Source organism: Chitinimonas sp., assembly GCF_041904975.1.
GTDB lineage: Bacteria > Pseudomonadota > Gammaproteobacteria > Burkholderiales > Chitinimonadaceae > Chitinimonas.
The window spans coordinates 1-14,134 of record NZ_JAYRLZ010000104.1; the positions used below are offsets into that span (position 1 = coordinate 1).

15 protein-coding genes and 1 tRNA gene are annotated in these 14,134 nt (G+C 59.6%); 4 read left to right on the forward strand and 12 right to left on the reverse strand.

Going from position 1 to position 14,134, the window contains the following annotated elements; all coding sequences use genetic code 11:
• A partial coding sequence (locus ACE3OH_RS11400) for a hypothetical protein (protein ID WP_374352316.1) occupies window positions 1-313 on the forward strand: 313 nt, incomplete at its 5' end.
• 4 nt (window positions 314-317) lie between these two features.
• Here the strand turns inward: ACE3OH_RS11400 and ACE3OH_RS11405 are convergent.
• The 10 genes from ACE3OH_RS11405 to rplU all read right to left on the reverse strand — a co-directional run bounded on the left by ACE3OH_RS11405 (window position 318) and on the right by rplU (window position 10,048).
• Complete coding sequence (locus ACE3OH_RS11405; protein ID WP_374352319.1) at window positions 318-1,466, reverse strand: class I SAM-dependent RNA methyltransferase; 1,149 nt, start codon at window positions 1,464-1,466, stop codon at window positions 318-320.
• A gap of 30 nt (window positions 1,467-1,496) precedes the next feature.
• Window positions 1,497-1,871 carry an MmcQ/YjbR family DNA-binding protein gene (locus ACE3OH_RS11410; RefSeq protein ID WP_374352322.1) on the reverse strand — a complete coding sequence of 125 codons (375 nt, stop codon included), beginning with the start codon at window positions 1,869-1,871 and terminating at the stop codon, window positions 1,497-1,499.
• Window positions 1,872-1,906: 35 nt separating this feature from the next.
• Entirely contained in the window at window positions 1,907-4,702 is a 2,796-nt protein-coding gene (locus ACE3OH_RS11415) for an AAA family ATPase (protein WP_374352326.1), read from the reverse strand.
• A 218-nt stretch (window positions 4,703-4,920) separates the two neighbouring features.
• On the reverse strand, window positions 4,921-5,571 hold the full coding sequence (locus ACE3OH_RS11420; RefSeq protein WP_374352329.1) for a hypothetical protein: 651 nt from the start codon (window positions 5,569-5,571) through the stop codon (window positions 4,921-4,923).
• Window positions 5,572-5,700: 129 nt separating this feature from the next.
• On the reverse strand, window positions 5,701-6,969 hold the full coding sequence (locus ACE3OH_RS11425; protein ID WP_374352332.1) for a hypothetical protein: 1,269 nt from the start codon (window positions 6,967-6,969) through the stop codon (window positions 5,701-5,703).
• Window positions 6,966-7,721, reverse strand: a complete 756-nt coding sequence (locus tag ACE3OH_RS11430; RefSeq protein WP_374352335.1) for a tRNA(His) guanylyltransferase Thg1 family protein — start codon at window positions 7,719-7,721, stop codon at window positions 6,966-6,968. Before ACE3OH_RS11430 ends, ACE3OH_RS11425 begins: the two co-directional genes overlap by 4 nt.
• Window positions 7,711-8,157 carry an AAA family ATPase gene (locus tag ACE3OH_RS11435; protein WP_374352337.1) on the reverse strand — a complete coding sequence of 149 codons (447 nt, stop codon included), beginning with the start codon at window positions 8,155-8,157 and terminating at the stop codon, window positions 7,711-7,713. Before ACE3OH_RS11435 ends, ACE3OH_RS11430 begins: the two co-directional genes overlap by 11 nt.
• Window positions 8,158-8,163: 6 nt before the next feature.
• Window positions 8,164-9,288 carry a GTPase ObgE gene (obgE, locus tag ACE3OH_RS11440; protein ID WP_374352340.1) on the reverse strand — a complete coding sequence of 375 codons (1,125 nt, stop codon included), beginning with the start codon at window positions 9,286-9,288 and terminating at the stop codon, window positions 8,164-8,166.
• Window positions 9,289-9,448: 160 nt separating this feature from the next.
• Complete coding sequence (rpmA, locus tag ACE3OH_RS11445; RefSeq protein ID WP_374352343.1) at window positions 9,449-9,721, reverse strand: 50S ribosomal protein L27; 273 nt, start codon at window positions 9,719-9,721, stop codon at window positions 9,449-9,451.
• A gap of 15 nt (window positions 9,722-9,736) precedes the next feature.
• A complete protein-coding gene (rplU, locus tag ACE3OH_RS11450) occupies window positions 9,737-10,048 on the reverse strand; it encodes a 50S ribosomal protein L21 (protein WP_374352346.1) in 312 nt (103 codons plus the stop codon).
• Between the two features lie 165 nt (window positions 10,049-10,213).
• Between rplU and ACE3OH_RS11455 the strand changes: the two genes are divergently transcribed.
• Window positions 10,214-11,182 (forward strand): polyprenyl synthetase family protein, encoded by a 969-nt coding sequence (locus ACE3OH_RS11455; RefSeq protein WP_374352349.1) that lies wholly within the window; start codon window positions 10,214-10,216, stop codon window positions 11,180-11,182.
• A 51-nt stretch (window positions 11,183-11,233) separates the two neighbouring features.
• Window positions 11,234-11,310 (forward strand) — tRNA-Pro (locus tag ACE3OH_RS11460).
• A gap of 109 nt (window positions 11,311-11,419) precedes the next feature.
• Here the strand turns inward: ACE3OH_RS11460 and ACE3OH_RS11465 are convergent.
• Entirely contained in the window at window positions 11,420-12,310 is an 891-nt protein-coding gene (locus tag ACE3OH_RS11465) for an MBL fold metallo-hydrolase (protein ID WP_374352353.1), read from the reverse strand.
• Between the two features lie 108 nt (window positions 12,311-12,418).
• Between ACE3OH_RS11465 and ACE3OH_RS11470 the strand changes: the two genes are divergently transcribed.
• Complete coding sequence (locus ACE3OH_RS11470) at window positions 12,419-13,348, forward strand: LysR family transcriptional regulator (protein WP_374352356.1); 930 nt, start codon at window positions 12,419-12,421, stop codon at window positions 13,346-13,348.
• 161 nt (window positions 13,349-13,509) lie between these two features.
• On the opposite strand, the gene ACE3OH_RS11475 is transcribed toward ACE3OH_RS11470, so the two are convergent.
• Window positions 13,510-14,134, reverse strand: a 625-nt coding sequence (locus tag ACE3OH_RS11475) for an aldehyde dehydrogenase family protein (RefSeq protein ID WP_374352359.1), incomplete at its 5' end; no start/stop codon positions are given.

Sequence of the window (14,134 nt, forward strand, 5' to 3'; positions counted from 1 at the left end):
ATTTGCCTTCGCACATCAACTCAGCTACACTCATTCGTTTCGCTTCGTTTTTGTCTGCGTCAGCAGCAGAGAAGCGAACTATACGCACCACCCCGAAAACCGTCAACACCCTAATCGCAAAAATCTTCAGAAAGTTTGTAAGTCGTTGATTTTCAATATCAGCAATCCGGAAGATTTTTGCCGATCGTCGCAAGAATGCTTCGATGCCAAACAGGTAATGGCGCAAAACCTGTCCGGATTCAATGAAAAACGCCCCGACACGGGGCGTTTTTCATTGCTAAGGCGCTCTGGTAAGTGCGGATTGCTCGCCTAGAGGCTTACTTCCGGTTACTACCGGCCACCATACGGTACTCGAACAGCCGGCATTCCAGTGCGCCATTGAACAGAACGGTTCGCTTGCTGGCTGACAGGCGTATCAACTTTGCGAGTCGCAAGTCGGCGGTAAAGTAATAAGCGCGCCAACCGGCGAAACGTTGCTTCAGGGCATGCCCCAGCATCGGGTAGAGCGCGTCCAGCCAGGTCTGCTCTTCGAGGCGGATGCCATAAGGCGGATTGCAGATCAGCACACCCGCCTCAGCTGGCGCAGGCCGGTCCAGTGCGTCCGCTTCTTCAAGCACTACGGCATCTGCCACGCCGGCAGCGGCCAGATTGGCGCGCGCTGCATCAAGTACCGCAGGCGTGTCGTCGCTGCCATATATATATGTGATTGCACTTGGCTGCTCCTGTGCAAGCACCTTAGCCTTGATATCTGCCCACATCGCCGCATCGAAACGACTGAAGCGTTCAAAGGCAAAGGTGCGCGAGCGACCTGGGGCAATATTGCGCGCCATCATCGCTGCTTCGATCAGAAAGGTGCCGCTACCGCACATCGGGTCGAGCAATGGCTCGTCAACCTTCCAGCCAGTGAGGCGCAAAATGCCGGCCGCCAGATTCTCGCGCAACGGCGCATCGCCCGTCTCTTTGCGATAGCCGCGCTTGAACAAGGCCTCGCCGCTGGTATCCATATAGATAGTCAGCATGCGCTCGGTCAGAAAGGCATGATTGCGGATTTCGGGTGTAGCGGTATCCACGCTGGGGCGCGCATCGTGCTTGGCACGAAAGGCATCACATACCGCGTCTTTGATACGCAGGCCGATAAAGTCGAGACTCTTGAGCTTGCAGCCCACGCCGGTCACTGCCACCTTGATGGTCTTGCTGACATCGAACAGTTCCGGCCATTCGATGGCACGGGCCGCCTTATAGACATCGTCTTCACTACGATAGGACTTTTCCACCAGACGCCACAGGATGCGGCTGGCGATCCGGCTGCCAAGATTGGCGCGCATCATCAGCGCCCAATCGCCGGCAAAGGCCACGCCGCCATCGGTTGGGCGGGCATCGTCTGCACCCAGTTCGGTCAGCTCGGCACTCAGCACGTCTTCGAGGCCGCGTGGGCAGGTGGCAAAGTAGTGGAAGCGTTGTTTCATCACAATTCGAGGCCGGTTAAGCGGCTCGCCTTATTGAGGTTGATGCGTGCCCGGCCAGGCTGGCAGGCTGTCGCGGAATTTCTTGGGAAGTCTGGCGCGAACCAGCTGATACGAATCGCTCAGCCACGCTGCCAATGTAGCTGACGGTACGCGGTCTGGTGCATCCAGCTGTATCCAGCCATGGCGAGCCAGATAGGGCGCCGGGCGGATGCCGGGTTGATCGGTCAGCTCGAGAAACCGGTTGGCTGCGACCTTGATCGATATACGGGTCGACTGCGCCGGGTTTTCAGCCATCACGCAGAACATCTTGCCGCCAATGGAGAACACCTTTTCCGTTTGCCACTTGATATCGCTGGTTGCGCCCGGCAGTGCACGGCAAAAGGCATCGATGTCTGCGTGATTCATGGGCATTCAAGCTGGCTCGTATCCGCGCGCGTCGGTCAACGACGCCGACGCGTTTGCGTGATGACCGGCGCCCAGCGCTCGCTCGGGCGCTTCTTATAAGTACACAGTGTCAACTCGCTCGGCGCGAACGCATTGAGGTTGTGCGTCAGCGGCGTGGTGATCAGGTATTGCGCCTGGGTCGCCTTGAGAAAGGCCCCCACCTTGTCGATGTTGAGCACGTCCAGGTGGGCAAATGGCTCATCGATGAACACGAAGCCCGATGGGTTGGCCTCATCCATCATCAGGCCAATCAGCAGGATCAGCGACTTCATCACCTGCTGGCCGCCCGACGCCTCGCCATCGTTCAGGCCCATCATGCCTTTCTGGTCGAAGTCGAACCGCACGGTGAGGCCGGCTTGTGCCAGCACCGCGTCGTCGTTTTCGAACTGCGGCATGTCGACTTCGACATGAATCCCCGACAGCTCGCCCAGGCGCTTTACATTGGCCGCATAGGCACGAACCGTCGCACGCAGCTTGCTGATATAGGCACCGCGCGCATCGTCGGTCAGCTCACGTGCTCGGGCAACTTCGCGGGCACGGGCCGAGGTTTCGCCAGCCAAGGCATCGTAGTCTTGCTGAATCTTGTCGCGTAGCTCCAGCACGCTGGCGTCACGCTCCCAGTCGCCCTGTTCGATGCGCTGAGACTGGCGCTCGATTTCGTGGCGCACCGCCTGGATCGAGCCCCATTCTTCTTTCAGCCCAACCAGCTTGTGCGGCTGCACGCCCTGCTCGATCAAGCTCGCACGAATTTCGCGCGCCTCGCCGATCTTGCGGGTCTGCTCGGCACGGCGGCTATCGGTTTCGCGCAACAGGTTGATCACATCGCGGTTCAGCGCATCACGCGCCAGTTCAGCTTCGCGGCGCGCCATGCGCAGGCCCTCACCCTCCTTGCGCTGTTGCTCCATGGCGGCTTGCGCATCGGCCAGCTCGCCACCCAGACGCTGCGCCTGTGCCTGCAGTTCCGGCAGGGCCGCTTGTGCTGCGCCGAACTCATCACGGCGGGCGGCCAATTGCTGCACCGCATCCATACCTGCCAGCTGCAATTGCAGGCTGGCAATCTGGCGACCCAATTCGACCGACTCACCTTCCCAATCGAGAATCTGCTGGTTGATTTCACGCAAGCGCCGCGTCAGCTCATCGAGCCGGGACAAGCGCGCCGCTTCGCCAAATGCATGGTCGCGCGGATTGACGCCGATATGCCGCGCGCCGCGCCGCTCCTTGTGGTAGCCCTCGCGGGTGATCCAATCACCCTGCACGCTGGCGCCCGCTTCGACCGACTTCACCCGCTGCACATTATTCAGCTGCCGGCTCAGCCAGCCCGGTGCCTCCGCCTTGAAATCGAGCACTTCCAGTACCGAGCCGGGTACGGCGCGAGGGCAGGCTTCGCGGTCCGGCACGATGAAATGCCGGTATTGCAGGCGCTGGCCAATGCGGAAGGCCTCAGCCTTGTCCGCTTCCCGGTTCAGCAAAATGATATGGCGATAGGGCGACAGCAAGGCCTCGACAGCCTCTTGCCAGCTGTTGTCGCGCACTTCGACGATTTCGGTCAGCAACTGATGGGCGATGCCGGCTTCGTCGAGCGCGGCACGCATCTGGCGCACAAAGGGTTCGGCCGGCTGGCGACCGCCCTGCAGCGCAAACTGCAGTTCGGACAGTTGCTGGCGCTCTTCCTTGGCGGACTTGATGCGGGCATCAAGCTCGTTCTTGCTGTCGCGCAAGCGACCCAAGGTGTCGGCGAGTCCTACGCCATCGGCGCCCGACTCAGCCTCGGCCAACGCAGTGAGCTTGTCGCGCTGAGCCAAGACCCGCTCGGCATCACGCGCTTCATCGCCAGCTTTGCGGAACTGCTCCCACAGTCGGTCGTAAGCTTGCTTGGCATCGCCATCACCAGCCACCAAGGCCTCGGCCGAACTGTGCAAGCGGTAGTAACTGGCATCGGCCACTGCCAGCTCGTCCTGCTTCTGCCGGAGCAAGCGACGCTGGCCTTTGTACTGGCGCATATAGCCAGCCAGGGAATCCCAAGCCTCGAGATAGCGCAGGCCGGGTAGCACGGTTTTTTCCAGCTGTTCGACTTCATCTTGCAGGCCGCGCCATTCCAGATGGCGATTGGCCCGCCCTTTCATCTGCTCGACCTTGCCGCCGAGGCCATCGAGATTGCGTTCCAGCTCGGCCAGCTCCTGCTCGGCAGCACGCTGCTCAACCTTGGCCTGTTGATAATGATCGAGCACCTGCTTGTCGCCAAAGACCTGGAAAACCAGATCCAGCAAGGCTTTCGGGCTGTATTCGCACAGCTTGTCGGTGTCGCCCTGCTCCAGCGCCAGCACTTCGGCGATTGCACGAGTCAAACCGGCCTGCTCCAGCGCCATCTTGTATTCATTTACCCCCAGCCAGCGCAGCTGCTCTTCGGTTTCCGGCAACAGCTCGACCTCGCCCTCGGCAATAGCGTAATGGCGCGCCCAGTCACCGCCCTGCTTTTTTACCCGGCAGAACAGCGTGACCTTGTCGGCGGTGATCGGAAAGAAGGGATAGGGAAACAATCCGCCACCCTCGCGGCGCGGGTTGTCGACCACGCCGCGCAGCCAGGCCACCGGCTCGGTGCTGTTGCGTACGTAGCGCTTGTAATCGCGGCGACCGGAACAGCGCTGGGCCAGCAGGGTGCGCAAGGCATCCAGCAAGGTCGTCTTGCCCGAGCCATTGGGCCCGACAATGGTGACGATCTGGGCATCGAGCGGGACTTCGATGCTCTGCCAGAAGTCCCAGTTGCGCATTTCCAGTTTTCTGAATTGGAACATGGTTGAAAACCTTAACTTCCTGAAATCTTGAACCACAGAGAACACGGAGAACCCGGAGGGGGCACAGAGCAAACCGTAGGGCTGGGCGGGTCGTGCCAGCCCCTGGCCTCAGGTCGAATTCGCTCACCGGCTGGCACGGGCCGCCCTGCTTGTTTTTCTGCTTTTCCCTCTGAGCCACCTCTGTGTTCTCAGTGTTCTCTGTGGTTTAAGGTTTGCTTTTAAGCAGCATCTGCCACCGCATCCGCCCGACGCTTGAGCACTTCGCCCAGCGCCCCCTCGATGATGCGCGGCGCCAATGTGGCGTAATCCAGCATCAGGTCCAGCAGCGGTCCTTCGACAATGATCTTGTTGCGGCGCTCGATAAAACCGAGGCGTGCCAGCTGGCCCAGATTGGTGTTCATGCGCGTCTTGCCGCCCAGCTTGTCTCGGAAGTCGGCATACAGGGCGTCTTCCGGCACGCCGACCGACACCTCCTCGCCCTGCATCAGCGGCTTTTCCGCGCCGAACATATCGCTCTGACCCTCCTGGTCTTTTTCGGCGCGAGCAATCTGTCGCTCGCGCTTGGGCAGGATGATCAGCGCCCACAGCACCACCAGCAGCGCCACCGCATCTCGCGGCAGGTTCATATTGTTGTTGAGCCAGGCGTCGCCCTCGCCAAACACGAAGGGCTGCAGCTCGCTACTGAGGCCCACCGCAAGGAATTCGGCATAGGGGTTCTCCAGCAGCACCAGCCCTACTTCAGCCAGGCGCTGATCGAGCGAGTGACGAAATTCCTCGTCAACCAGCGCACGGCGTGCCAATGGGTCGTTGCGTGGAATAAAGCGGTGCGCCATCAGGCGGGCACACAAAATAGACAGTGCGTCGTTCATGACATTGCCTTCAACGGCGCGCCCAGCGAGATCAGCCGGGCACGGGTTTGTGCGGGGTCGGTGTGGTATGTGGCAAGAGATCCCGGCTCACCAGCAGATTGGATGTCGACTGCGTCAACTTGCACGGACTCACTCACCATCGGACGGGCGCAGTTCGCCCCGCGAGATATGTGCGACTTCCGGGTGATCCAGCGCCACCACGGTACCGTCCGTCACCAGTCTGAGTGGCAGCTTGACGATATCGCCCACCACGCTGTCCTCAACCGCCGCTTCCGCATCACCAATCAGTGACAGCAGCGACAAGCGATAGGCGGTTTCGACATAGCTATCGGCGACGATGCCTTCGTGCAAGGCGGTCGGCGCAACCACTTTGGCCAGAAAGCCATGCAGCGCTTCGGCGGCAAACAGGCGTTCGGCTTCCGGCGCGCCAATTGCCGGAGCCGATTTTTTTTCCGGCATGGCATAGGCTTCCGCCACGGCTCGTTCGCGCTCGACCAGCTCGAATTCCGCCATGTCGACCATCTCATCCGGGGTGATAAACGCCAGCTGCGGCGGGTAGCAGAGCATGCCGCTGGCAAGCCCTGCCAAAGCGGCCTGGCTGGCACCACGTAACCATTCGCCGATATCGCTGGAAGTCAGGCCAGATTCGCCCAGGTGTACGCGCTGCGCCTGTAGTTGATTAAGCCGGCGCTGGAACACGCCGGTAAGCCGCAGCAGGCGCGACTGCACTTCATGGATCGCCTGCACCGCATCAAGTGTGCGGCGATCATATTGCTCGTCGGCCATCAGTTCATGGGTCAGGGTCGTGCCCTTCTGCACCCAGCGCCAGACCGACTCCAGCCGCCCCTGTGCCTTGCGGATCTGGTATTCCGACTGCGACTCAAGCGCGTCGTCAAAATAACGATGCAACTCTTTCAAGCGCGCCAGCAAATGCTGCAAGGATTCGTTGCTGACCTTGCCCATCTGCTGCTGGCCAGCCGCTTGCGCGGTCAGGTAACCGAGCTCGGCATCCTCGTCGGCAAACGCCAGCAAGGTCGACAGCGCTGCCAGCGCCACTCGTCCGGTTTCGGCGATCTGGTACAGGCTTTCATCGGCATCCCACTGCAACAGCCCGTTTTCGCGCAGGCGTCGCAAAACCGTATCAAGCTTGACCTGATCAACATAGGCGAAATGCGCCTGCAATTGCTGCGGCGACCAGCGCGGCTCGTGGCCGCGCGCACCGATCTCGCGCAACACCAGCAAGCGCACCAGCACCTGCTCTTCATTGCCATGGAACAGGGTAATAAAGGCGCCAAGCAATTCACGGGCGCGTAGCAACTCCGCCAGCTGCGGAAGATCGAGCGGGTTGAACTTATCGGAAAAAAACTCGATTAGAGACGATTCCGACTGAGTGCTCATTTCAGCATCGCCAACACAAAATCCCGATATTGCTCCCGCATCGGCAATGCCATATCGACTTTCATCTGCCGCCTCAATGCTGTGGTCGCGATGCCAGCCTTAGGATTGAACCCTTGCTTTTCCATGGTCTCCCAATAGAAACCAATACCGCGTTTTTGCCACAATGGCAGGTCATTGAAATTCACGCCGTTGCTGAACAACAGCCCATTTTTCTCGGAAACATCCAGCCTGGACAGCATAGCCGCCGCCCGGTGTGGTGTTTCGCCACGCTTGCGTAGCGTCCAGTAACAGTGGGCATTCAAGGCGTTGCGCGCAGCATCTTCATTGCGCCAAGCAAAATAGTCTGCAACCAGCGCCGCTGACGGTAACTGACAGATTCGGCTGTCGAACGCAGCAATGCCGCCCAGTTGCAAGCTGAAGCAAGCACTCGCTTCACCAGCCAGAATCGAATTCCACTTTCGTTCTTTGCGGTTGAACGCATCTTCGCTCAGATGGAACAGGAGCGATATTTCGTCACTCTGTGTATATCCATAAGTGACATTAAAACCGCACTGCATCAGGTGTTTGACGGTATCAACCATCATGTCCCGGAAACGAGGATCGTAAGGCGCCTCGAACTTGTAGACATCTTTGGTTAGTCGGGTGAAACCACGGCCATCAATACGCGCAACCATGTACACGCCAGGCATTACACATACATCATGTGCAGTTTCATAAACGCGCATTCGATCGTCGAGATCGTCAAACCTCATCTGGGCACGCCTCTATTAGAAAATCACCGCCTTCAGCCTGGACCCGGAAAACACCATCAAAGCCCTCATCTATGCGCGGTCGCTGAAACCGTGCGAAGTAATGTTTAAGGCCCACCTCAGGCACGCGTGCTTGACCCTCGCGTGCCTCATTTCGCACAGCACAGCGTTCATATGAATCGTCGAACCAATACGCCAAGACACCAAACCCTGCCGCCCTAAGCGCAGGCAGGTAACGCGCCCGATCGGCGCGAGTGGGGTTGGTATTATCGATAACCATTGCCTGCTTTGCAGCGATACATGCCTCTAACAGTACGCGCTCCCGATGCCGCGTTCGCAACATGTCCAGATTGAGACGGACATGACTCGAAAACAAATGAGCCCTACAGAAGCTCGATTTGCCGCTAGCCTGAGGGCCAATCAACACTATCGCCTGCATCTGGCATCAAGATTTGGTCGGATCATAAGGCTCATGCAAAGCCTCGGCCTCAGTCGGCGCGCCTTCTTGACGTTGCGCACGCGTCGCTTCCAGATAATCCATGATCGCCCAGGTCAGCTGCTGGGTGCCTTCGCCGGTCAGGCCGGAGATGGTGAACACGCGCTGCGCCATCGGGTCGAGCGGCGCCAGCGGATCAAACGCCTGCTTGGGCCAGCCGAACGCTTCGAGGAAGGCATCGATGCGCGCCTGGCGCTCGTCCTCTGCAATCATGTCGAGCTTGTTCAGCACCAGCCAGCGCGGCTTTTGGTACAGCGCCTCGTCGTATTTGCGCAGCTCTTCGACAATGGCGCGCGCCTCGTAGACCGGGTCGGTTTCTTCGCTGAAGGGCGCCAGATCGACGATATGCAGCAACAGGCCGGTGCGGGCCAGATGCTTGAGAAAGCGGTGACCAAGGCCCGCGCCTTCTGCCGCACCTTCGATCAGGCCGGGAATATCGGCGATGACGAAGCTGCGGTTGTGATCGATACGCACCACGCCCAGATTGGGCGCCAGGGTGGTAAAGGGGTAATCGGCCACCTTGGGCTTGGCGGCAGACACCGCGCGGATAAAGGTCGACTTGCCGGCATTGGGCATGCCGAGCAGGCCGATATCGGCCAGTACCTTCAGTTCCAGCTTGTACTCGCGATGCTCGCCCTCTTCGCCATGGGTGAACTGGCGCGGTGCGCGATTAGTAGATGTCTTGAAATGCAGATTGCCGAGGCCGCCCTTGCCGCCCTTGGCGATCATCACTTGCAGGCCGTCGTGGGTCAGGTCGGCCACCACTTCGCCGGTTTCGCTGTCGGCGATTACCGTACCAACCGGCATGCGCAGGAAGATATCGTCGGCACCCTTGCCATAGCAGTCGGCACCACGGCCGTTTTCGCCATGCTTGGCGCGGTACTGCTTGACGAAGCGATAGTCGACCAGGGTATTGATGTCCTTGTCGGCCACCACCCAGATGCTGCCGCCCTTGCCGCCATCGCCGCCATCGGGGCCGCCGCGCGGCACGAACTTCTCGCGGCGCATGCTGGCCGAACCATTGCCGCCATTGCCGGCAAACACTTCAATGCGGGCTTCGTCGATAAACTTCATGGGCAGGCCATTCCTGTGGTTATTGGCTGGTCCGCAAGGCGGCAAGCACGGGGGCAATAAACGAAAAAGCCCTATCTTGGCGATAGGGCTTTGAATTCTAGGCGAAACGCCCCGTGGGAGCGAATCGCCCAGCCGGCCGAAGCCAGCTGATCCAGCGCGATTAAGCCTCGACGCCGGTGTAGGGCTCGACCACGACGGTCTTGCGCTTGAGCGCGCCCTTGACGACAAACTTCACATAACCGTCCACCTTGGCGAACAGGGTGTGATCCTTGCCCATGCCAACGTTTTCACCGGCGTGGAAACGGGTGCCACGCTGACGGATGATGATGGAACCGGCCGGAATCAATTCGCCGCCGTAAACCTTGGTACCCAGTCGTTTCGACTCGGAGTCGCGACCGTTACGCGAACTACCACCTGCTTTTTTATGTGCCATGGCTGTACGCTCCTGTTACTTGACGATGGCGTCAATGCGAATTTCAGTGAAATTCTGACGATGGCCTTGGCGCTTCTGGTAGTGCTTACGGCGACGCATCTTGAAGATGCGGACCTTTTCGCCACGACCGTGCGACACCACGGTAGCCTGGACCTTGGCACCGCTTACCAGCGGGGTACCAACCGAAACCGCTTCACCGTCCACCACCATCAGCACTTCTTCAAGCACGATCTGGGTGTCGATGTCGGCGGCAATCTGTTCTACTTTAAGTTTTTCACCGATGGCAACTTTGTACTGCTTGCCGCCGGTTTTTATGACCGCGTACATGACTGAGCTCCTGACGTAAATCCCCACGCAAAGCGCGAAGAGCACGCGAATATACGCAAGTTACTGAATTGGGTCAAGATTTTCGACAAGCAGCCAGCGAGAGACTGCTGAACGGCCGGCTCGGCTATAATCGCGCCGTCTGTCATGCCCAGCCCAGAAATTTCCGTGTCCATCGAACTCGTCAAATCCGCCACCTCTGCCGATATGCAGGCAGTCGACCAACTTATCCGCAGCCGGCTGCATTCCGATGTCGTGCTGGTGCGCCAGGTGGCCGAGTATATCGTCTCATCGGGCGGCAAACGCCTGCGCCCGGTACTGGTGTTGCTATCGGCCGGCGCACTGGGTTACCAGGGCCAGCATCACCATGAGCTGGCTGCGGTAGTGGAATTCATCCATACCGCCACCTTGCTGCACGATGATGTGGTGGACGAATCGAGCCTGCGGCGCGGTCGCGACACCGCCAATGCCCTGTTCGGCAATGCCGCCAGCGTGCTGGTTGGCGACTTCCTGTATTCGCGCGCTTTCCAGATGATGGTCAGCGTCAATGATATGCGGGTAATGCAGGTTTTGGCCGATGCCACCAATATCATTGCCGAGGGCGAGGTATTGCAGCTGATGAATATTGGCGATGCCGACCTCGACGAGGCGGCCTATCTGCGGGTGATCCGCTACAAGACCGCCAAGCTGTTCGAAGCTGCCGCACGACTGGGCGCCTTGCTGGTCAAGGCCGATGCGGCCACCGAAGACGCCATGGCGCGCTTTGGCATGCACCTGGGCACTGCCTTCCAGATTGTCGACGATGTGCTGGACTACACTGGCGACGCTGGCGAGATCGGCAAGAATCTCGGCGACGATCTGGCCGAGGGCAAATGCACGCTGCCGCTGATCCACGCCATGCGCCTTGGCACCGCCGAGCAAGCGGAAGTGGTGCGCCAAGCCATTACCCATGCGCAACGCGACAATTTCCCGGCGGTATTGGCCGCCGTGCAAGGTAGTGGTGCGCTGGATGCCGCGCTGGAGGCCGCACGTGACGAAGCTCGCCTGGCGCTCGAGGCAATCGCCATGCTGCCATCCAATATCCACAGCGACGCACTGAGAGCACTGACCGGTCTGGCCGTAGATCGCACCAGCTAAACGCCCGGACTTTACAGCGCGTTTTCGAATCGGGATAATGCGCCCCTCATTCGGGGTGTAGCTTAGCCTGGTAGAGCGCTACGTTCGGGACGTAGAGGCCGGAGGTTCGAATCCTCTCACCCCGACCAGGATTGCAGTCAAACAAAAAACCGCACAGCAAACCGTGCGGTTTTTTGTTTTGTACTTGGCGAGCAGTCAGCGGCGTCTAACAAGTAGGCCGCAAGCATCAACCACCGCTTACCACTGCATTTCGCCCTTGTGCACCTTGGCACCGATATCCAGCGACATGCCGAGGCCTGCCTGTGGGTAGGCTTTCTGCATTGCCGCAATCAACTCGGCACTGTTCTTGGCCTTGGCCGCCTCGACGCTGAAGCGTTGCACATAGTCACGGGTGTAGCGTACAGCACTGATATCCAGCGCCGTGCCCGGTGCCATATGGCCTGGAACGACAGTAGTCGGCTTGAGCGCTTCGATTTCGTCGAGCTGGGCCAGCCAGGCTTTCTGCTCGCTGGCCTTTTGCGTATCCGCCATCCAAACATGCAGATTGCCGAAGATCGCGATATTGCCGGCGATGGTCCTGATTGATGGAATCCACACATAGGGGCGATGAGCCAGCTCGCCGGTAGTACCGCGCACTTCAATGGTTTCGCCATCCACGCTCAGGGTGGTACCACTCAGCAGCGCAGGCACCACCGGCTTCACCGGTGCATTGGCGCCCATCTTCGGCCCCCAGAATGCCACCTTGCCCGCCAGCTTGGCCTCGATTTTCTCGCGTACCGCCGGGGTGGTCAGCACCTGGGCTTGCGGGAAGTAGCGCTTCAGCACTTCGGCGCCAAAGTAGAAATCCGGGTCGGCATTGCTGATCAAGATGGCCTTCAAGGTCTTGCCACTATCGAGCACATTGGCGGCAACCCGCAGGGCATCGGCCTGGGTAAAGCCGCTATCGATCACCACCGCCTCGGTCTTGCCACTGACCACCACGGCATTGACATGAAAGCTATTGCTGTCGGCGTTGTAGACCTTGATGCTCAGCGGCGCAGAAGGCTGGGCGCCAGCCTCGCTGGCAGCCACCACACCCAGCGTGAGCGCAGGCAGGACAAAACGGGCGATTTTGCTTAACTTGAACATGATGAATTCCCAATGTGAATGCGTAATTTCGACGGGCCGAACTGTAATTCTTTCCGTATGGTTGATAAAGTTCATATCAATTGAATATTTGTTACCTGAAATGCAAAAATGGATCGCCTAAGCGCTGTGCGGGTTTTTGTGGAAGTCAGCAGTCGCGGCAGCCTCACCCAGGCCGCCGAGCAACTGGATATGTCGGTGGCCATGGCCAGCCGTTACCTGGCAGCAGCCGAAGACTGGCTTGGTGCGCGCCTCCTGCATCGGACCACCCGGAAAATCAGTCTGACCGATGCCGGCATGGCCGCCTTGCCGTCGTGCAAGCAGCTGCTGGAGCTGGCGGATGAAGCGCGGAATCTGGCGGCAGAGCGACATCATGAGCCAACGGGCCTCCTGCGCGTCACTACCGCCAGCTCCTTTGCCGACGCCCAGCTCACGGCAGCACTGATCGCCTTCCAGCAATTGCACCCGCAAGTGGAGATCATTTTGTCGGTTGGCGACAAGGCGGCCGACCTGGTGGGCGATCGGGTCGATCTGGCAATACGGATCACCAACACCCTGGACCCGGCCATGATCAGTCGTCCGCTGGCGGTATGCCGCTCCATGCTGTGCGCATCCCCCGCCTATCTGGCGCAGTTCGGCCAACCCGACCATCCCGACGATTTACGCCGGCATCGCTGCGTTGCCCATGCGTTCGGTATCGGCAAGCAGTACCGGTTTAGCCGGAATGGCGAAACAATCACGGTTCCGGTCGATTGGCGCTTTCACACCAATGAAACGGCAGTGCTACGGCGGGCGGTGCTGGCGGGGGCCGGTATCGGCATGCTGCCGAGCTATTACCTGGGTGATGATTTACAGGCCGGCAGATTGGTGCAGCTATTGCCCGGCTATGAAGTGGACACCTTCGGCATCCATGCGATCTACCTGTCGCGCCAGCATCAACCGCTGGCCCTGCGCTTGCTGGTCGACTTTCTGGCCGAGCGTTTTTCCGGCGAAATTCCACCCTGGGACCAGTTTTTGCATGGTGCACGCCAAGCGTCGTAACTGGCGGTGCAGGCCGCCCCCGTTATCAATCAGATCAACGTCTTGGCGCAATTTCAACAGGCAAAAAAATTCCCGCCGGCTTGCGCCAATTGCGGGAAGAGGAGGAGGAATCGGTTCGCGCCGCAAAACCTAGCGCGATTGGATTTATGCTAGCGCGGAAATTATATTCCTGCAAGGCAAAGATATTTTATTTCCAGGTAGTCTTCGATGCCGTGGCGTGAACCCTCGCGCCCGAGGCCGGATTGCTTGACGCCACCGAACGGCGCTACCTCGGTCGAGATCAGGCCGGAATTAACGCCGACCATGCCATATTCCAGCGCCTCACCCACCCGGAAGGCACGGCCCAGGTCCTTGCTGTAGAAATAGGCGGCCAAGCCGAACTCGGTATCGTTGGCGCGTTCTATCACCTCTTGTTCGGTATCGAACTTGAACAGCGGCGCCAGCGGGCCAAAGGTCTCCTCGCGTGCCACCTTCATATTCTGGGTTACGCCGGTGATGATGGTCGGCTCGAAAAAGCTGTGGCCGAGCGCATGGCGCTTGCCGCCCAGCACGACCTTGCCGCCCTTGGCTAGTGCATCGGCGATATGTTCTTCCACCTTTTCGACCGCCTTGGTGTCGATCATCGGGCCTTGCGTCACGCCGGGCTCCAGGCCATTGCCCACCTTCAACTTGCCGACCGCCACCGCCAGCTTTTCGGCAAAGGCATCGTAGACACCGGCCTGCACATACAGGCGATTGGCGCACACGCAAGTCTGGCCGGCATTGCGATATTTCGAACCGATGGCG